Origin of the sequence: Streptomyces sp. SM11 (genome assembly GCF_002910905.1) — a bacterium.
Taxonomy (GTDB): domain Bacteria; phylum Actinomycetota; class Actinomycetes; order Streptomycetales; family Streptomycetaceae; genus Streptomyces.
The window spans coordinates 1-17,220 of record NZ_NEUE01000281.1 but is presented as its reverse complement, the minus strand read 5'-3'; the positions used below and the strand labels follow the sequence as shown (position 1 = coordinate 17,220).

Below are 17,220 nucleotides of genomic sequence, written 5' to 3'. Positions count from 1 at the left end.
ATCGCCTGCGGTCAGCCGGTCCGGACGCCGGTCAGGCCGACCGAGCGGGCCAGCCCCTCCGCGGCCTGTCGGAAGAGCGGCTCGCGCGCCTCGACGACCCGGTTGAACTGGCCGAACAGCTCGAAGGAGATCAGACCGAACAGCTGGGCCCAGGCGGCGACCAGGGCCGCCACGGCTGCCGGAGGCACGCCCGGGGCGAACTCGGTGGCCATCCGCTCCGCGTCGGAGCGCAGCTCCGGGGCGAGGGGGGGCACGGTAAGGCTGTCGGCCCGGAACGCGGCCCGGACGATGTCGATGAAGACCAGGCCCACCCGTGAGGCGGGCCCCACCGTGTCCATCGGGGCGATGTAACCGGGGACGGGCGAGCCATGGATCAGGGCGTACTCATGGGGGTGGGCGAGCCCCCATTGCCGTACGGCACAGGCAACGGCGACCCAACGATCGACGGGCGGAACAGTCCCCGCCCCCTTCCTGGCCGCACCTTCCGCGACCTCGCCGATCGCGTCGAACGCGTCGACGATCAGTGCGGTGAGCAGGTCGTCACGGCTGGGGAAGTAGCGGTAGAGCGCGGAGGAGACCATGCCCAGCTCGCGGGCCACGGCCCGCAGCGAGAGCTTCGCCGCGCCCTCCTCCGCGAGCTGCTTCCTGGCCGCGTCCTTGATGGCCGCGGTCACTTCGATGCGGGCGCGTTCCCTGGCGCCTCGGATGGTGCTCATGCGATCAGTCTGCCACGCACAAGGAGCACCGACCAGGAACAAGAGCGGGAGACAATCACGAGAGCAGTGCTCTTGCTTTCGAGTACCCCTTCCGTGCACACTGATCTCACGCGAGAGCGCCGCTCTCCCAATACCGTGGGAGTCACCATGTCGCAGCAGACGTACTACCTCCGGGCGAGCGCCTCCGCCAACCGCCTCAACAAGGTCGTCGGCCGGCTGGCCCGGTACGGCATCAGCCTGATGGGCTCCGCCGAGATGTCGGTGCGCGGGCGCAGGAGCGGGCAGATGCAGCGCGTCCCGGTCAACGCCCACACCTTCGAGGGCGAGCGGTACATCGTCTCGGCCCGGGGCCACTCGCAGTGGGTGCGCAACATGCGCGTGGCGGGCGGCGGGGAACTGCGGCTGGGACGCAGGGTCAGCCGGTTCACCGCCGTGGAGATCGCCGACGACGCGGAGAAGGCCCGGATCATCCGCACCTATCTGGAGCGGTGGGGCTGGGAGGTCAACCAGTATTTCCAGGGGGTCACGGCGAAGTCCACGGACGCCGAACTGCTGGCGGCCTGCCCGGACCACCCGGTCTTCCGCATCACGGACGCCGACTGACCGTGCGCGGCACGGACCCGGGATGCCGTTCCCGTCCGGCCGGACGGGAACGGCATCCCGGGAAACGCAGTCGTGAGGTGCGGACCCCGCGAGCCCGGCATGATCCGAACATCAGTCTTCTAGCGGTCCATCGCGGACAGCGCGCGCTGCGCCAGCGGGTGTGTACGGACCAGTTCGGCCAGCGACGTCGTCCCCCGGGTGATCCCGGCGAACGCCTTCCACGCCGGACGGAAGCCGGTCAGCACCGCGTGCAGCACTCCCGGGCGGCGTTCGAACAGCTTGAGCATGCGGCGGCCGACGCCCATCTCCACGCCGAGACCGGCCTTGACGGCGAAGGCGTAGTTGAGGGCCTGACGGCGGGCGTCCACCGCGTCGTACGACTCGGCGATCCTGACCGCCCACTCCCCCGCGAGCCGGCCCGATCGCAGCGCGAAGGAGATGCCCTCGCGGGTCCACGGCTCCAGCAGACCGGCCGCGTCCCCGCAGACCACGACCCGACCGCGGGAGAGCGGCGAGTCGTCGCTGCGGCAGCGGGTCAGGTGCCCCGAGGAGACGACCGGCTCGAACCCGGCGAGGCCGAGGCGGGCGATGAAGTCCTCCAGATACCGCTTGGTGCCCGCGCCGTCGCCGCGCGCCGAGATGACGCCCACGGTGAGGGTGTCCCCCTTGGGGAAGACCCAGCCGTAACTTCCCGGCATCGGGCCCCAGTCGATGAGTACCCGGCCCGCCCAGTCCTCCGCGACGGTGGCCGGAACCGGGATCTCCGCCTCCAGGCCGAGGTCGACCTGGTCGAGCTTCACCCCGACATGGGCTCCTATCCGGCCCGCACTGCCGTCCGCGCCGACGACCGCCCGCGCGAGCACCGTCTCGCCACCGGCCAGCACCACGGCGACCGTCCGCCGGTCGGGCACGGCGGGACCGTGCTGCTCGACCCGCACCACCGACGCCCCGGTGCGCAGCTCCGCCCCGGCCTTCTGCGCCTCCTCCACCAGCCCGGCGTCGAACTCCGGGCGGTTGATGAGCCCGAAGAGCATGCGCCGGGAGCGGCGGGTGCGCGACAGCTTGCCGTTGAGCGAGAAGGTGACCGCGTGGACGCGGTCCTTCAGGGGCAGTTCGAACCCGGGCGGCAGGGAGTCCCGCGAGAACCCGATGATTCCCCCGCCGCAGGTCTTGTAGCGCGGCAGTTCCGCTTTCTCCAGCAGCAGGACTCTTCGGCCCGCCACGGCTGCCGCGTACGCCGCCGATGCGCCGGCCGGTCCGGCGCCGACCACGACGACATCCCACACGGACGACTCTTCCGGCTCACGTCCGGCGTCTGCGTTCTCGCTGCTCACGATGTGCTTCTGCTCCTGATCCGACCAGTGGCCCCAAGCTGCTCACGGCATCCTACGGCGCGTTCCGGCCAAGCCCTCCTGTGGGAGGATCGGCCATGATTTCGTCGTACATGCGTCGCCGCATCAACGGCGTCGCACACGGGTCGCGTACACACCGCGCCCTACCCATAACGTCGCACCCACGAGGAGCGTGCCCATGACCGCCCGTCCGATTTCCGAGACCGTCACCTCGTTGATGCCCCGCGCCCGGGGGGAGCTGGCCGAGCTGGTGGCGTTCCAGTCGGTGGCGGACCCCGCGGTGTTCCCGAGGAGCGAGTGCGAAGCGGCTGCGAACTGGGTCGCGGACGCGCTGCGCGCCGAGGAGTTCACGGACGTCGCCCTGCTGGACACTCCCGACGGCACGCAGTCCGTCTACGGGTTCCTGCCCGGGCCGGCCGGTGCGCCGACCGTGCTGCTCTACGCGCACTACGACGTGCAGCCGCCGCTGGACGAGTCGGCGTGGATCTCCCCGCCGTTCGAGCTTACCGAGCGCGACGGGCGCTGGTTCGGCCGGGGCGCGGCCGACTGCAAGGGCGGGTTCATCATGCACCTGCTCGCGCTGCGCGCCCTCAAGGCGAACGGCGGTGTCCCGGTCTCGGTGAAGGTGATCGCCGAGGGCTCCGAGGAGCAGGGCACCGGTGGTCTGGAGCGGTACGCGGAGGCGCACCCGGAGCTGCTGGCGGCCGACACGATCGTCATCGGCGACACCGGGAACTTCCGGGCCGGTCTGCCGACGGTCACGGCGACGCTGCGCGGGATGACGATGCTGCGCGTGCGGCTGGACACCCTTGAGGGAAACCTGCACTCGGGGCAGTTCGGCGGCGCGGCCCCGGACGCGCTGGCCGCGATGATCCAGCTGCTGGCCTCGCTGCGCGCCGAGGACGGGACGACCACGGTCGACGGTCTGACCGGCGACGCCGACTGGGACGGCCTCCAGTACCCGGAGGCGGAGTTCCGGCAGGACGCCAAGGTGCTGGACGGGGTGGAGCTGATCGGCACCGGCACGGTCGCGGACCGGATCTGGGCCCGCCCCGCCGTCACCGTCATCGGCATCGACTGCCCGCCGGTGGTCGGCGCGACCCCGTCCGTGCAGGCGAGCGCGCGGGCGCAGATCAGCCTGCGGGTGCCGCCGGGCCAGGACGCCGCCGAGGCGACGAAGCTGCTCACCGCCCACCTGGAGTCCCGTGCGCCGTGGGGTGCGCGGGTGCGGGTGGAACAGGTGGGCCAGGGCCAGCCGTTCCGCGCGGACATGACCAGCCCGGCGTACACGGCGATGGCGGACGCGATGCGGGACGCCTACCCGGGCCAGGAGATGCAGTCCTCCGGGATGGGCGGCTCCATCCCGCTGTGCAACACGCTCGCGGGTCTCTACCCGGAGGCGGAGATCCTGCTGATCGGGCTGAGCGAGCCCGAGGCGCAGATCCACGCGGTGAACGAGAGCGTGTCGCCCGAGGAGCTGGAGCGGATGTCGGTCGCCGAGGCGCTGTTCCTGCGGAACTACGCGGAGTCGAAAAAGGTCTGACCTCCTGCGTCCGCCCCTCGGGGAGGGCATGGAGCGCGCCCCGGACGCGCTCCACGCCCTCGGCGAAGTCGCCCGCAGCGTAGACCCGTGCGGCGGACGTCCACCGCTGCGTACGTTCGCCGCATGGATCTCGTCGAGGTACTCCCCCAGTTGCACATGTTCCGCTTCCGGATCGGTCAGGCCTATCTCTGGCGCGACGGGGCGGATCTGACCCTGATCGACGCGGGTGACATCGATTCGGCCGCCGCGATCGAGGACGCGATCCGCACGCTCGGCCTCGACCCGGCCGGGATCCGGCGCATCGTCATCACCCACGGCCACCGCGACCACTACGGGGCCGCGCAGGAGCTGGCGGACCGGCACGGCGCCGAGATCATCGCCCACGCGCTGGACGCCCCGGTGGTACGGGGCGAGCGCCCCGTACCGGAGCCGGACCTGCTGGACTGGGAACTGCCGCTGTGGGAACACGGGCTGACGTGCCCCGACGCCCCGCCCACCCGGGTGGACCGCGAGGTGACCGGCGGTGAGGTGCTGCCGTTCGGGGACGGCGCGCGGGTGGTCCACGCCCCCGGTCACACAGGGGCTCCATCGCCCTCCATCTGCCGCGCCACGGCGTGCTGTTCACCGGGGACACCGTCGCATCCGTGGAGCGGGGGATGCTCGACGTGTTCAACGTGGACCGCGCCGAGGCTGCGGCCACGTTCCGGCGACTGGCCGCGCTCGCGCCCCGTACCGTCTGCGTCGGTCACGGCGACCCGCTCACCGAGAACGCGGCCGCGGTGATGGAAGCGGCGGCGAACGGCGTGTGAGGGCGGTCGCGTGGATGCCTGCCGTTCAAGCCCGCCCGGCCGAGGCCGGGGCGGGCCGCTCAGCCCACCGGCACCCCCGCCTCCAGGTTGAGCACCGTCGACCGCTCGCGCGCCCGCAGGGCCCAGCGCAGCCGCTCGTATCGGGTGGGCGGCAGCATCCCCGCGGCCTCCTCCTCGGTGACGAAGCGCCAGCCGCGCAGCTCGGAGCCGGGGAGCAGCAGCCGGCCGGCGTCCTCGGAGCGCAACAGGCCGCCGTCGAAGAGGAAGCGCAGCCCGCCGTAGCCGGGCGGGCAGGGCGACTCCCAGTCGACGAGCAGCAGGGTGGGGACCCGGTCGAGGCGGAGGCCTATCTCCTCGGCGACCTCACGGATCCCGGCCTGCGCGGGGGCCTCGCCCGCCTCCACGACCCCGCCGGGGAACTCCCACCCCGGTTTGTACGTGGGGTCGACGAGCAGCACCCGGTCCTGTTCGTCGAAGAGCAGCACCCCGGCGGCCACCGTCTCGGCGGTCGGCTCCGGGCTCTGGACGATCGGGCACGGCGCGGCGCTCCCGGTGCGCACGGCGTCCGCGATCCGCTCGGCGGTCTCACGGGGTGTGAGGGCGCTGTTGTCGACCATGTGGGCGTCCTCGGTGATCCAGCCGAGGGCGTCGCGGTACGGGCCGATGTGCTCGTACGCCCACCGGCGCACCCGCTCGTTCTGTTCGTCGTCGCCGGGAAACTCCTCGCGGCCCGCGATCCGGCTGCGCAGGATCGTTTCCTCAGGTGAGAGCACCACATGGCGGACGGGGATGCGCCGGGAGGCGAGCCCTCCGAAGATCTCGTCGCGGTACTCCTGTCGCAGCAGGGTCATCGGCACCACCAGCACCCCGGGCACCTCGGCGAGCAGCGCCGACGCCGTGTCCACCACGAGCCGCCGCCAGATCGGCAGGTCCTGGAAGTCGCTGACCTCGGCGAGCCTCTTCTGCGGCAGCAGAGCGCGCAGCCCCGCGCCGGTGATCTCCGGGTCGTACAGCGTGCTGTTCGGGATCAGATCGATCAGTTCACCCGCGGCGCTGGTCTTGCCCGCACTGAACGCACCGTTGATCCAGACGACAATCACTAGTACTCCAGAGTGGGAAGGCCGCTGGCCAGCGGCGTAGTGGGTTGCGCCGGTTCGTCTGGGAGAGGTGTGGGAAATGAGGGTGTCCACAGCCCGGCTCCCACCACCTCCTTCTCCCAGACTCCCTGGAGATACCCAACGATCCGCTCTTCCATCGCGATCGTCACCTCGCTGTACGTACCCTCCACACCGGGCAGCTCATGCCGGCTGGTGACCGCACAGACGGTGGCGATGGTGACCTTGCCGGCCTTGCGGTCGGTGCGGCGGCGCTTCATCTGGACCACCAGGCAGGCGACGGGGAAGAGCAAGTTACTGACCGGTGGCGACCCTGATCCGGTGGATCTCGGAGCGGCCGTGGCCGCCCGGCGGCAGATCCTCCACTGACCATCCCGGGGTACCTTGACGGCGCACGAGGCCTCTTCGGCCATCGGCAGACAACTGTCGTCCTCGCCGGAACTCACCGGGGCGCCCGCTGCCACGGGTCTGCTGCTCACCGATCCGGTCGCTGGCGACACCCACGTGGGCCACCCGATCGGCAAGCACAGCGGGCTCGGGCTGAGCGCCTTCTACTACGTGCCGCCGCTGGTGCTGACCGGGTTCCTGGGCGGCAACATCGTTCACAACTCCGTCGACACCGCCCTCGGTTACGCGGACTCGGAGTTCGGCCCCTGGCACTCCCGCCGGCTTCGAGCCGATGCACCAACTCGTCTCCGGGGTCCGAGCGATCCTGTACTTCGACGCCCGCGCCGATGCCGGAATCGCCCGGGGGCGGATCATGATCGGCGTCGGAATCGCCGTCGCTCTCGTGTTCGGCTTCCTCATGACCCGGTACTACGACCGCAAGGGCCTGCACCGGATGGTGCCCCAGCCGGGCCGACCCCCTCCGACCGTCCAACGAAGCCCGCGAGCAGCTCGCGACCGAGCACCACGCACGAGCCACGATGCCGGATCAGGGATGTACCGGGAGTTGCAACAACGACGGGAACGTTCCTACGGCATCGAGCGCGAGCGACAGTTCCGCGACGACTCTGGGGGCAGTCAGCGGTCCCCTGAGGTGTTCCTCCAGGCGGTGCATGCGGTATCGGACGGTGTTCTGGTGGCAGTGCAGTGTCCGCGCGGCCATGGCCGCGGAACCGTGTGCCTGGAGCCACGCGCGGGCAGTGGTCAGGAGCGTGGTGCGCCCGTCCTCGGGCAGTGACAGCATGCTGCCCAGCACCCGGTTGACGGCCCGGCGAGTGGTGTCGAGGTTGTTCATCACGAGCTCGGTCAGCGGAGTGTCCTCAAGCTGACGGATCGCCGGAGTCGCCGGCGCCAGCGACTCCATGGCCACCTGGGCGTACCTGAGCGCCCGCGGCGTACGATCGCCGGTACACGGGACTGGCGCCGACCCGTCCGGTGACACACGCGCGCACGGCGTCGAGCACCGGGGCCGTACTCCTCGGCCGGGGAAGAGTGAGCACCGCTATGTCGTGCCCGGGCTGAGCTCGCCACGCAGAACTGACGCCGAGTGGGCGCAGCTTGGCGTCGAGACCGCTCAGGGGTGGTTCGGCCGTCGTGGCCGCCTCCGCCATCAGCACGACGAAGTCGCCCTGAAAGGGGAAGCCGAGGACGCGCGCCATCTCCCAGAGGGTGTCGCTGCCCGTCGTCGGCCCGTCGACCAGAGCGGCGACGAGCGCCGAGCGCCTGCGGTCCGTCTCCGTCATCCGTTCGGCGACGGCCTCCCGGTAGGAGTCCGTGAGTGCCGTCGAGTAGACGTCCGCGAGTGACCAGATGCGACCGGCCGCCGCGAGGAGGGCCTGGGTGGCGCCCTGTCCGCTCCGCTGTGCCTCGGTGCGGAGCTCTTCCCAGAAGTAGGCGAAGCTCAGCCGGTAGACGCGCAGTACCTCCGGCAGGGGCGCGCCCTGAAAGGCACGCTTGCGGCCGGTGGCGCCGGGCGCGGAGACGTCGACAGCCGCGGAGCCGGGGCGGGCCACACCTCACCGCCTCCACAGCCTGTTCTGACCTTCCGGCGTGCGCGGTCTCGGCCGCCTCCGTGCCGTACCCGTTGCTCTCGCCGACTGTGACGATCGCCGGAACCTCCGCGGGCGCCGAGGAAGTGACGTCCCCTGCGACGCCGGCAAGGGTTGCCTGCACGGCGGTCACCAGTTCTCGCAGCCGGCGCGGTCGCTCAGCGGTAGCGCAGTCTCCATCCGGGTCCCGGGCCGAGTACGACAGCGGATCTTCGCCACCGGCATGCCCTGCGCGGACAGCAGCACCATCTGGGCCCGCCGCCAGGTCACCACCGGCCCGGTCCCCCTGCGGATGATCCGCAGCAACCGCCGGCCCTCATCGACATCGGTCTCACGCACGCGTACTCGTTCTGCCCACCCGGACGGGGTGACGGACACGCGCCGACCGACACAGCACCCGGACGACGTGCCACAACAAGGCAAACGTTCCCTGATCCGGCACTAGCGCAGCGCGATCGCCGCGGCCGCGGCACCGACCAGACCCGCGTCGGTGCCCATCACGGCGGGTGCCACGGTCAGCCGCCGGAGGTAGGAGAGCGTGGCGTACTCGCGCAGGCTCCGGCGCAACGGTACGAAGAGCACGTCACCGGCCCCGGCCACACCCCCGCCGACCACCGCGATGTCGAGGTCCGCCAGGGTGGCGGTGGCGGCGATGCCGGCCGCCAGGGCCTGGGCCGCGCGCTCGTAGGAGGCGATGGCGACCGGGTCCCCGGCGCGGGCGGCGACGGCCACCGCGGCGGCCGTCGCGTCGCCGTCCGGGCCGGGCCGCCAGCCGTTCTCCAGGGCACGGCGGGCGATGTTGGGACCGCTGGCGATGCCTTCGACACAGCCGCGCGCGCCGCAGGGGCACGGGGCGCCGTCCAGGTCGACGCTGATGTGGCCGATGTGCCCGGCGTTGCCCGAGGGGCCGGGCCGCAGGGTGCCGCCTAGGACGAGGCCGCCGCCGACGCCCGTCGACACGACGAGGCAGAGCGCGTTGTCATAACCCCCGGCCGCACCGAGCCAGTGCTCGGCGGCCGTCATCGCGACCCCGTCGCCGACCAGCACGACCGACAGCCCGCCCGCAGCCTTGTGCACCCGCTCCACCAGTGGAAAGTCCCGCCAGCCGGGAACGTTGACCGGGCTGACCGTGCCGGCGGCGGCATCCACCGGGCCGGCGCTGCCGATGCCCATGGAACCGGCGCGGTCCCACAGCGGGGAGGCCATCAGCTCGCCCAGCACCTCGTCCACGGCCCCCATGACCGCCTCGGCGCCCTCCTGGGCGGGCGTCGGCCGCTGCGCCCGTACGAGGAGGGAGCCGTCGCCGTCCACCAACGCTCCGGCGATCTTGGTGCCGCCGATGTCGAGCGCGGCGACGAGGTCGGTATGCATCAGTGTGGGCTCTCCGGATCGGTGAAGGGACGGGACCTGCGGGTTCCCGTCCACAGTCTGCACAGTCTCCAATCCGTTGACAACGTTGTCCAGGGCCTATGCTCGACGCCACAGCCTCCGATCACCCCCGCGGCGCCCGCACACGGCCCCACTGGGCACCGGCCGGAGCACCGCAGCCCCCGCCCGTATCCGACGACAGGACAGCGCACGTGGACCGGACCGCCCGCCATTCCGAGACCCGCTACGGCAACCGGCCGACCATGAAGGATGTGGCGGCCCGTGCCGGAGTCGGCCTGAAGACGGTCTCCCGGGTGGTGAACAGCGAGCCCGGCGTGACGCCCGACACCGAGCGCCGCGTGCAGGAGGCGATCGACGCCCTCGGCTTCCGCCGCAACGACAGCGCCCGTGTGCTGCGCAAGGGCCGTACGGCATCCATCGGACTGGTCCTGGAGGATCTGGCGGACCCGTTCTACGGCCCGCTGAGCCGTGCGGTGGAGGAGGTCGCCCGCGCGCACGGGGCGCTGCTGATCAACGGTTCCAGCGCCGAGGATCCGGAGCGGGAGCAGGAGTTGGTGCTGGCGCTGTGCGCCCGCCGCGTGGACGGCCTGATCGTGATCCCGGCGGGGGACGACCACCGTTATCTGGAGCCGGAGATCAAGGCGGGCATCGCGACGGTCTTCGTGGACCGCCCCGCCGGGCATGTGGACGTCGACATGGTGCTCTCCGACAGCTTCGGCGGGGCCAGGGAGGGCGTGGCGCACCTCATCGCGCACGGTCACCGCCGGATCGGTTTCATCGGCGACCAGCCGCGGATCCACACGGCCACCGAGCGGCTGCACGGTTACCACGCCGCCATGCGGGATGCGGGCATCACCGTCGAGGACGGCTGGGTCTCCCTCGGCTCCACCGAACCGGAGCGGGTGCGGGCGGCCGCCGAGGGGATGCTCGCCGGCCCCGAACCGGTCACCGCCCTGTTCGCGGGCAACAACCGGGTGACGGTGACGGCGGTCCGGGTGATCGCGGAGCGGGAACGGTCGGTGGCGCTGGTGGGTTTCGACGACATCGAGCTGGCCGATCTGCTCGGCATCACCGTGATCTCGCAGGACGCGGCGGCGGTCGGCAGGACCGCCGCCGAACACCTCTTCCGCCGCCTCGACGGGGCGGACCACCCCACGGCACGGGTCGAACTGCCGACGACGCTGATTCCGCGCGGTTCGGGCGAACTGTCCCCCGCCTGAGGCCCGTCGGGCCGTCCGTGGTCGCCGTCCGCCCACGAGCCCCGGCCCTCTTCAGGATCCGGCGCCGACCGGCCGGAACTCCCGGGTCAGCAGGGCCAGCAGTCGCGCGGGGGCGTCCTCCTGCACCGTGTGGCCCGCGCCCTCGATCCAGTGCAGTTCGGAGTGCGGGATCAGCGTGTGCAACTGCTCGGCGAAGGGGGCCGGCAGGAATCGGTCCTCGCGCCCCCAGATGATCCGGGTCGGCACCGGTACGGTCCCCAGCAGGTGCGCGAACTCGTCGGTCGCGGCCTGCTCGGCCTGCCGGTACTGACGGTAGTACGCGGCCCGGCCACGCTCGCCGCGCCACGGATCGACATGGGCGGCCAGTACCTCCGGCCGGTAGCCGGTGTGGGTGGCGTGGCGCAGATGGCTCTCGACCAGCGCCTCGTGGGCGTAACCGGGGAGCTGCTCGAAGACATGGGCGTTCTCCCTGACGAGCCGGAAGAACCCGGTCCCCCAGTCCCCGCAGGCCACCGCGTCCACCAGGGTGAGATCCGCGAACCGCGCACCCTCCAGGAGCAGCGCCCGCAGCGCCACGGCCCCGCCGATGTCGTGGGCAATCACGCGCGGGCACTCCAGCCCCCAGTGCTCCAGGAGCCGGGTGAACACCTTCGCCTGCGCCGCCGGGCCGACGTCCTGACCGTCGCGCTGTTCCGACTGTCCGAACCCGAGCAGGTCCCAGAGGTGGACGCGGTGGACGCGGGCGAGCGCCGGGGCGATGTCGTGCCAGATGAGCGAGGAGAACGGGGTGCCGTGCAGCAGGACCACCGGCTCCCCCACCCCCAGCGCGTCCCAGCGCACCGCCCCGTCCGGAGTCTCGAACGTCCTGGTCAGATTCCCGTCCATGGGGTGCCTCCTGCTGTGCGGGTGGGAGGGGTGAACCTCCGCCGGATTTCCGACGTTACCAGCAAAGGCAATGTGTCGGTAACCTTGATAAGGTGGTGATCATGCGACGGAACCCTGCACCCGCGGAGCTCGAACTCGTCGAGGAGTTCTGCAACACGGCCACCCACCTCCACGACGAGGACGACCTCGCCCGGCCGGAGACGGCGGCCCGATGGCTCGGCGCCCACGGCTTCCCGGCGCCGATCGATCCCGGGGAGCTGGCGTCGCTCGCGGAGGCGAGGGAGACCGTGCGTGCCTTTCTGGTCGAGCGGACCTCACCGGAGGCGGTCGACGCTCTCAACCGGCTCATCAGCGCGGTCGCGGGCGCTCCGGCCGTGCGCCCCGACGGCACACTCACCCTGCGGCCGGCCTCCGGCGGGGCGATGGCGGAGGTGGTCCGCCCGGTGCTCGAAGCCCTCCTGGCCCACGGCCTGACCGGACGCCACGCCACCCGCCTCAAGGCCTGTGCGGCCCCGGAGTGCCGCTGGATCTTCTACGACCGGGCTCCTTCGTCGAACGGCCTCTGGTGCGACATGGACGTGTGCGGCGCACGGCACAAGATGCGCGCCTACCGCGCCCGTGGCGGCGCGGCCGCACGCCGGGACGCCCGAGGACCGGCCTGACTTCCGGACGAGGGCAGTCCGGGGCTGTTGGTGCGTGGTCTTGTTCACGGGTAGCGGTTCCGGTACACGCTCCGTGCCGCGCACACGTCGAGCAGCGGGGCATCTCTTGGGAGTTCGAGGCCAAGGTCGCACACAGTGGAGAGATGTCCGAGCCGTCCTTGCCCGGTGACTCTGCCAATCACGTCGCGCGTGTCGGCGCCACGGCGCGACGGCCCGCATCGGCCGGCTCGCGGTTCATCGGCGACCTGCGGAGCATCAAGGCCCTGCGGGGTTCTTCTCCGCCAAGAGGGAACGCGCCCGGATTCCCTGCCGCTGCCGGCACATCACCAGCCCCTTCGACAACTGCCCCGGCCAACTCGCGCCGGACGATAGCGATCTGACGGGACGAATGGCTGACCGGTGGGGTCGGTAGCCGAACCCCAAGCTTGAGAGGAGACTCTGACAACCCTGGCGGCCCGCCCGGAACCGCGCCACGCGGTTCCGGAGCAGCTCAGGTTCGAGGACTTCGCGCGACCGATCTCCTGCAACACCGCAACCAGCGCCTCGCCGCAGGAGGTCGTCCGCATGCCGCACGGCACACGGAAGAAGAGCGGCACACGGACGTAGAGCAGCACGACGGACGAAGTGCGGCAGGTCGGCGATCTTCTCCGGCTCGCGGAGGGTGCGGGTCGCGACGAGCAGGGTCAGAGACCGGAACTTCAGACGGCCGTCGGCAGATCCATCGGGAGCGGGCTCCTTCCGGGTGTGGGTTTTTCCGGCGGGTGAGACACCAAACATACCCAGATCGATATATGAAGCGCGCTGTTAAGTATTGGTTTGGCATTGCTTGACGTGCGCAAAATACCCGCACGCTCCGGGGCGCCTGTTCCGAGTCCCCGGCCAGACATCGGAGGTCTGCAAGGTGAGCTCACCCGTGCGGCACTACGCGGGAGGCAGGTTCGACGCGTCCGGCGCGATGTTCCCGCTGATCGATCCGGTCTACGGACGTCCGCCGTCCGCGTACAGCGTCCAGACAGAAGAACCTGCGGACTCACAGGCGCAGAACCACCCGTCGTCCCGCGCTGAGCACATCGACGGGAAAGCGCGGGTAGAAGCCGTGTATTCGGCTTGAAACACCCGCAGCCCGGACACACCGCCCCGGCCGCCGTACGGCGGGCCTCGACGCGTACCGCCTCGGGCGGGTGATGCTCACGGGTTCGAACGGCACGGCGGTCCGAGCCTGTTCGCCTCCGCCCCTCCGCGCTGCGCGGCTGATCCGTAGTGATGACGGAACTCTTACGGGGCGCCGCCACAGCAGACACACGAGTGTTCCACGATGTGCACTCTCCTCATCAGCCGAATGTTTCGATCTTTCGACGGAGTGAGCATGAGAGGCATACGTTTCGTGGCCACGGCGGCCTCGGCCCTGGCCGCCTTCCTTGGCGTTCCTGCCACCGCGTCGGCGGCCCCGACGACCGATGTGCCGGCCGCCTTCGCCAACCCCCGGTCCGGCACGTGCCTGGACGTGCCCTACGCGGACTTCGCCAACGGGGTCCGGGTGCAGATCCACGAGTGCAACGGCACCGGCGCCCAGGCCTGGAAGCAGTTCGCCCGCGCCTGACCCGACGGTGGTCGCCGCCCCCCGCGTCGCTTCCGGGCGCGCGCACCTCACGGAGCGGTGACCGTCAGGTCTCCCCGGCGCGGCGAGGCGAGGGCGTCCAGGTCCGCGCGGGTCAGGCCGGTCAGCCGGGCGACCTCGGCGGTGTCCAGCGCGCCGCAGTCGATGCCGCGCAGCAGGTAGCCGCTGAGGGCCTTGGCGGTGGCGGGCTCGTCCATGACGTCGCCGCCCGCCTTGGCCACGTAGGCGGCGAGCCGGGCGGCGGCCTGCTCCAGGCCCTCGCGGTAGAAGGTGTAGACGGCCGCGTAGCGCGTCGGCAGGTGACCGGGGTGCATGTCCCAGCCCTGGTAGTAGGCACGGGCCAGAGCACGGCGGGTGAGGCCGTAGTGGAGCCGCCAGGCCTCGTGGACCTGGTCGGCCGGGCCGACGGGCAGGACGTTGGTCGAGCCGTCGGAGACGCGTACGCCGGTGCCGGCGGCGGCGACCTGCATGACGGCCTTGGCGTGGTCGGCGGCCGGGTGGTCGCTGGCCTGGTAGGCGGCGCTGACCCCGACGCAGGCGCTGTAGTCGAAGGTGCCGTAGTGCAGTCCGGTCGCCCGGCCCCGCGCCGCGTCGATCATGCGGGCGACGGCGGCGGTCCCGTCGGCGGCGAGGATCGACTGGCTGGTCTCGATCTGGATCTCGAAGCCGATGCGTCCGGCGTCCAGGCCGTGGGCCTTCTCGAAGGCTTCGAGGAGCTGGACGAAGGCGGTGACCTGCTCGGGGTACGTGACCTTCGGCAGGGTCAGCACGAGCCCTTCGGGGAGCCCGCCGGCCGCCATCAGACCGCTGAGGAAGACGTCCGTGGTGCGGATGCCCCGGTCGCGTACACCGGCCTCCATGCACTTCATCCGGATGCCCGTGTACGGGGCCGCCGTGCCGTTCGCGTACGCTTCCGAGACCAGCCGGGCGGAGCGGGCGGCGGCGTCGTCCTCCTCGGCGTCCGGGCGTGGGCCGTAGCCGTCCTCGAAGTCGATGCGCAGGTCCTCGACGGGCTCGCGCTCCAGCTTGGCGCGTACGCGGTCGTGGACCGGCCCCGCCAGTTCTTCGGGGATGCCGAGGACGGCGGCGAAGGAAGCGGCGTCGGGGGCGTGTTCGTCGAGGGCGGCCAGCGCCTGGTCGCCCCAGGAGCGCAGCGTGCCGGGCTCGAAGACATCACCGGGTACGTAGACGGTGTGCACGGGCTGGCGGGTCCCGGGATCACCTGGGTAGCGGCGGGCGAGTTCCGCGTCGACCGCCGTGAGGGAGGCACTGATCTCCTCGCTGACCGCACCTGCGAGGCTCGTTGCCACCTTCTCCTGCTGACCCATGAACGTACCCTCCACGCTCTCGTCGTTTCCGCTTCCCGGAATCAACAATCCGTATAGTGAAGTTATAAGGCCGCTCGACCTGCGTCAATGGTCACTCTGAACGGCTCCGGGCCGCACGGTGGGGTTCACCGTGCGGCCCGGGGCGGGTCTGTTCTCCGGGGATCAGCCCTTGCGGGCGTTGATCTCCTCGGTGAGCTGGGGGACGACGGCGAAGAGGTCGCCGACGACGCCGTAGTCGACGAGTTCGAAGATCGGGGCCTCGGCGTCCTTGTTGATCGCGACGATCGTCTTCGAGGTCTGCATGCCCGCCCGGTGCTGGATCGCACCGGAGATGCCCGAGGCGATGTACAGCTGCGGGGAGACCGACTTGCCCGTCTGCCCGACCTGGGAGGTGTGCGGGTACCAGCCCGCGTCCACCGCCGCACGCGAAGCGCCCACCGCGGCACCCAGACTGTCCGCGAGCGCCTCGATGACGGGGAAGTTCTCCGCACCGTTGACCCCACGGCCACCCGAGACCACGATCGCCGCCTCCGTCAGCTCCGGGCGCCCGGTCGACTCACGCGGCGTCCGCGAGGTGACCCTCGTACCCGTCGCCGCGGCACCGAACGACACCGGCAGCGCCTCGACCGCACCCGCCGCCGGGGCCGGCTCCACGGGAGCCGAGTTCGGCTTCACCGTGATCACCGGAACCCCCCTGGAGACCCGGGACCTCGTCGCGTACGAGGCGGCGAACGCCGCCTGCGTCGCCACGACACCCTCCTCACCGGCCTCCAGATCAGTGGCGTCCGTGATGATCCCGGAGCCGGCCCGCAGCGCGAGCCGCGCCGCGATCTCCTTGCCCTCCGCCGAGGACACCACCAGAACAGCCACCGGCGAGACCGCCTCGAACGCGGCCTGCAGCGCATCGACCTTCGGGACCACCAGGTACTCCGCGAACTCCGGGGCGTCCGAGGTCAGGACCCTCACCGCACCGTGCTCACCCAGCACCGACGCCGTCGCCCCCGCACCCGCACCCAGCGCGACGGCGACCGGGTCACCGATCCGACGCGCCAGCGTCAGCAGCTCCAGCGTGGGCTTACGGACCGCACCGTCCACATGATCGACCAGAACAAGAACTTCAGCCATGACAACGCACTCCAGAAAGAGAAGAGAGAGGGAGAGGGAGAGGGAAGAGGAACGGCACGGGACCTAGATGAACTTCTGGCCCGCGAGGAACCCGGCGAGCTGCCGGCCGCCCTCACCCTCGTCCTTCACGATCGTGCCCGCCGTACGCGCCGGGCGCTCCGTCGCGGAGTCCACCGCCGTCCACGCACCCGCCAGACCCACCTCGTCCGCGTCCAGACCCAGATCGTCCAGGTCCAGCGACTCGACCGGCTTCTTCTTCGCCGCCATGATCCCCTTGAACGACGGGTAGCGCGCCTCACCGGACTGGTCGGTCACCGACACCACCGCCGGAAGCGAAGCCTCCAACTGCTCGGAAGCCGTGTCACCGTCACGCCGCCCCGTCACGACACCCCCGTCCACCGCGACCTCGGACAGCAGCGTCACCTGCGGCACACCCAGACGCTCCGCCAGCAGCGCCGGCAGCACACCCATCACACCGTCCGTCGACGCCATCCCGCAGACCACCAGGTCATACCCGGCCTTCTCCACAGCCTTCGCCAGCACCAGCGACGTCCCCATCACATCGCTGCCGTGCAGACCGTCGTCCTCGACGTGCACCGCCCTGTCCGCACCCATCGACAACGCCTTGCGCAACGCGTCCTTGGCATCCTCCGGACCCACCGTCACCACGGTGATCTCCGCATCGTCCGCCTCGCCGGCGATCTGCAACGCCTGCTCGACCGCGTACTCGTCCAGCTCCGACAACAGACCGTCGACATCCTCACGGTCCAGCGTCAGGTCATCGGCGAAACGCCGGTCACCGGTCGCGTCGGGCACGTACTTCACACAGACAACGATCCTCAAGCTCACGCCGGCTCTCCT

17 protein-coding genes and 2 pseudogenes are annotated in these 17,220 nt (G+C 71.2%); 7 read left to right on the top strand and 12 right to left on the bottom strand.

Translation table 11 applies throughout. From position 1 onward, the window contains the following. Positions 1 to 11: 11 nt before the first annotated feature. Complete coding sequence (locus B9S58_RS30930) at positions 12 to 716, bottom strand: TetR/AcrR family transcriptional regulator (RefSeq protein WP_103535240.1); 705 nt, start codon at positions 714 to 716, stop codon at positions 12 to 14. A gap of 147 nt (positions 717 to 863) precedes the next feature. On the opposite strand from B9S58_RS30930, the gene B9S58_RS30925 reads away from it, so the two are divergent. Beyond that, on the top strand, positions 864 to 1,319 hold the full coding sequence (locus tag B9S58_RS30925; RefSeq protein ID WP_103535239.1) for a nitroreductase/quinone reductase family protein: 456 nt from the start codon (positions 864 to 866) through the stop codon (positions 1,317 to 1,319). A gap of 119 nt (positions 1,320 to 1,438) precedes the next feature. Here the strand turns inward: B9S58_RS30925 and B9S58_RS30920 are convergent, their stop codons facing one another. Next, positions 1,439 to 2,653 (bottom strand): geranylgeranyl reductase family protein, encoded by a 1,215-nt coding sequence (locus B9S58_RS30920; RefSeq protein ID WP_103535238.1) that lies wholly within the window; start codon positions 2,651 to 2,653, stop codon positions 1,439 to 1,441. Positions 2,654 to 2,849: 196 nt separating this feature from the next. Here B9S58_RS30920 and B9S58_RS30915 point away from each other — a divergent pair, with 196 nt between their 5' ends. Together B9S58_RS30915 and B9S58_RS30910 are read left to right on the top strand one after the other, a co-directional pair. Next, on the top strand, positions 2,850 to 4,214 hold the full coding sequence (locus B9S58_RS30915; RefSeq protein WP_103535237.1) for a dipeptidase: 1,365 nt from the start codon (positions 2,850 to 2,852) through the stop codon (positions 4,212 to 4,214). A 123-nt stretch (positions 4,215 to 4,337) separates the two neighbouring features. Then, positions 4,338 to 5,023 (top strand): annotated as a pseudogene (locus tag B9S58_RS30910) (MBL fold metallo-hydrolase). A 59-nt stretch (positions 5,024 to 5,082) separates the two neighbouring features. On the opposite strand, the gene B9S58_RS30905 reads toward B9S58_RS30910, so the two are convergent. Continuing rightward, positions 5,083 to 6,120, bottom strand: a complete 1,038-nt coding sequence (locus B9S58_RS30905; protein ID WP_103535253.1) for an NUDIX hydrolase — start codon at positions 6,118 to 6,120, stop codon at positions 5,083 to 5,085. A 2-nt stretch (positions 6,121 to 6,122) separates the two neighbouring features. Then, positions 6,123 to 6,431 (bottom strand): hypothetical protein, encoded by a 309-nt coding sequence (locus tag B9S58_RS30900; protein ID WP_103535236.1) that lies wholly within the window; start codon positions 6,429 to 6,431, stop codon positions 6,123 to 6,125. A 97-nt stretch (positions 6,432 to 6,528) separates the two neighbouring features. Between B9S58_RS30900 and B9S58_RS39650 the strand changes: the two are divergent. Further along, positions 6,529 to 6,994, top strand: a pseudogene (locus tag B9S58_RS39650) (hypothetical protein); the annotation flags it as partial. Between the two features lie 78 nt (positions 6,995 to 7,072). Here the strand turns inward: B9S58_RS39650 and B9S58_RS39645 are convergent. The 4 genes from B9S58_RS39645 to B9S58_RS30880 form a co-directional block, all read right to left on the bottom strand. Continuing rightward, positions 7,073 to 7,447 (bottom strand): helix-turn-helix domain-containing protein, encoded by a 375-nt coding sequence (locus B9S58_RS39645; protein WP_258045147.1) that lies wholly within the window; start codon positions 7,445 to 7,447, stop codon positions 7,073 to 7,075. After that, positions 7,404 to 8,096 carry a hypothetical protein gene (locus tag B9S58_RS30890; RefSeq protein ID WP_258045146.1) on the bottom strand — a complete coding sequence of 231 codons (693 nt, stop codon included), beginning with the start codon at positions 8,094 to 8,096 and terminating at the stop codon, positions 7,404 to 7,406. Before B9S58_RS30890 ends, B9S58_RS39645 begins: the two co-directional genes overlap by 44 nt. Positions 8,097 to 8,261: 165 nt before the next feature. Continuing rightward, entirely contained in the window at positions 8,262 to 8,471 is a 210-nt protein-coding gene (locus B9S58_RS39640; RefSeq protein WP_258045145.1) for a hypothetical protein, read from the bottom strand. 102 nt (positions 8,472 to 8,573) lie between these two features. Beyond that, positions 8,574 to 9,503, bottom strand: coding sequence for an ROK family protein (locus B9S58_RS30880; RefSeq protein WP_103535234.1), 930 nt, complete (start codon positions 9,501 to 9,503; stop codon positions 8,574 to 8,576). A 209-nt stretch (positions 9,504 to 9,712) separates the two neighbouring features. Here B9S58_RS30880 and B9S58_RS30875 point away from each other — a divergent pair, with 209 nt between their 5' ends. Continuing rightward, a complete protein-coding gene (locus tag B9S58_RS30875; RefSeq protein ID WP_103535233.1) occupies positions 9,713 to 10,741 on the top strand; it encodes a LacI family DNA-binding transcriptional regulator in 1,029 nt (342 codons plus the stop codon). A 51-nt stretch (positions 10,742 to 10,792) separates the two neighbouring features. Here the strand turns inward: B9S58_RS30875 and B9S58_RS30870 are convergent, their stop codons facing one another. Continuing rightward, on the bottom strand, positions 10,793 to 11,626 hold the full coding sequence (locus tag B9S58_RS30870) for an alpha/beta fold hydrolase (RefSeq protein WP_103535232.1): 834 nt from the start codon (positions 11,624 to 11,626) through the stop codon (positions 10,793 to 10,795). A 101-nt stretch (positions 11,627 to 11,727) separates the two neighbouring features. Between B9S58_RS30870 and B9S58_RS30865 the strand changes: the two genes are divergently transcribed. Continuing rightward, on the top strand, positions 11,728 to 12,288 hold the full coding sequence (locus B9S58_RS30865; protein WP_103535231.1) for a CGNR zinc finger domain-containing protein: 561 nt from the start codon (positions 11,728 to 11,730) through the stop codon (positions 12,286 to 12,288). Positions 12,289 to 13,654: 1,366 nt separating this feature from the next. Next, the gene (locus B9S58_RS30860) at positions 13,655 to 13,888 is read left to right on the top strand and encodes an RICIN domain-containing protein (RefSeq protein WP_146063587.1); all 234 of its coding nucleotides are present in this window, start codon (positions 13,655 to 13,657) and stop codon (positions 13,886 to 13,888) included. 47 nt (positions 13,889 to 13,935) lie between these two features. On the opposite strand, the gene B9S58_RS30855 is transcribed toward B9S58_RS30860, so the two are convergent. From B9S58_RS30855 to B9S58_RS30845, 3 genes are all read right to left on the bottom strand, one after another. After that, on the bottom strand, positions 13,936 to 15,234 hold the full coding sequence (locus B9S58_RS30855; RefSeq protein ID WP_103535252.1) for a DUF6986 family protein: 1,299 nt from the start codon (positions 15,232 to 15,234) through the stop codon (positions 13,936 to 13,938). A gap of 162 nt (positions 15,235 to 15,396) precedes the next feature. Further along, entirely contained in the window at positions 15,397 to 16,359 is a 963-nt protein-coding gene (locus B9S58_RS30850; protein ID WP_103531571.1) for an electron transfer flavoprotein subunit alpha/FixB family protein, read from the bottom strand. A 63-nt stretch (positions 16,360 to 16,422) separates the two neighbouring features. Continuing rightward, the gene (locus B9S58_RS30845) at positions 16,423 to 17,208 is read right to left on the bottom strand and encodes an electron transfer flavoprotein subunit beta/FixA family protein (protein ID WP_103531570.1); all 786 of its coding nucleotides are present in this window, start codon (positions 17,206 to 17,208) and stop codon (positions 16,423 to 16,425) included. Positions 17,209 to 17,220 lie beyond the last annotated feature (12 nt).

What these genes read in the sequence shown, in the direction of transcription:
- B9S58_RS30930 (WP_103535240.1), bottom strand. Translation starts at nt 716, where the DNA reads ATGAGCACCATCCGAGGCGCCAGGGAACGCGCCCGCATCGAAGTGACC.
- B9S58_RS30925 (WP_103535239.1), top strand. Translation starts at nt 864, where the DNA reads ATGTCGCAGCAGACGTACTACCTCCGGGCGAGCGCCTCCGCCAACCGC.
- B9S58_RS30915 (WP_103535237.1), top strand. Translation starts at nt 2,850, where the DNA reads ATGACCGCCCGTCCGATTTCCGAGACCGTCACCTCGTTGATGCCCCGC.
- B9S58_RS39645 (WP_258045147.1), bottom strand. Translation starts at nt 7,447, where the DNA reads ATGGAGTCGCTGGCGCCGGCGACTCCGGCGATCCGTCAGCTTGAGGAC.
- B9S58_RS30880 (WP_103535234.1), bottom strand. Translation starts at nt 9,503, where the DNA reads ATGCATACCGACCTCGTCGCCGCGCTCGACATCGGCGGCACCAAGATC.
- B9S58_RS30870 (WP_103535232.1), bottom strand. Translation starts at nt 11,626, where the DNA reads ATGGACGGGAATCTGACCAGGACGTTCGAGACTCCGGACGGGGCGGTG.
- B9S58_RS30865 (WP_103535231.1), top strand. Translation starts at nt 11,728, where the DNA reads ATGCGACGGAACCCTGCACCCGCGGAGCTCGAACTCGTCGAGGAGTTC.
- B9S58_RS30860 (WP_146063587.1), top strand. Translation starts at nt 13,655, where the DNA reads ATGAGAGGCATACGTTTCGTGGCCACGGCGGCCTCGGCCCTGGCCGCC.
- B9S58_RS30855 (WP_103535252.1), bottom strand. Translation starts at nt 15,234, where the DNA reads ATGGGTCAGCAGGAGAAGGTGGCAACGAGCCTCGCAGGTGCGGTCAGC.
- B9S58_RS30850 (WP_103531571.1), bottom strand. Translation starts at nt 16,359, where the DNA reads ATGGCTGAAGTTCTTGTTCTGGTCGATCATGTGGACGGTGCGGTCCGT.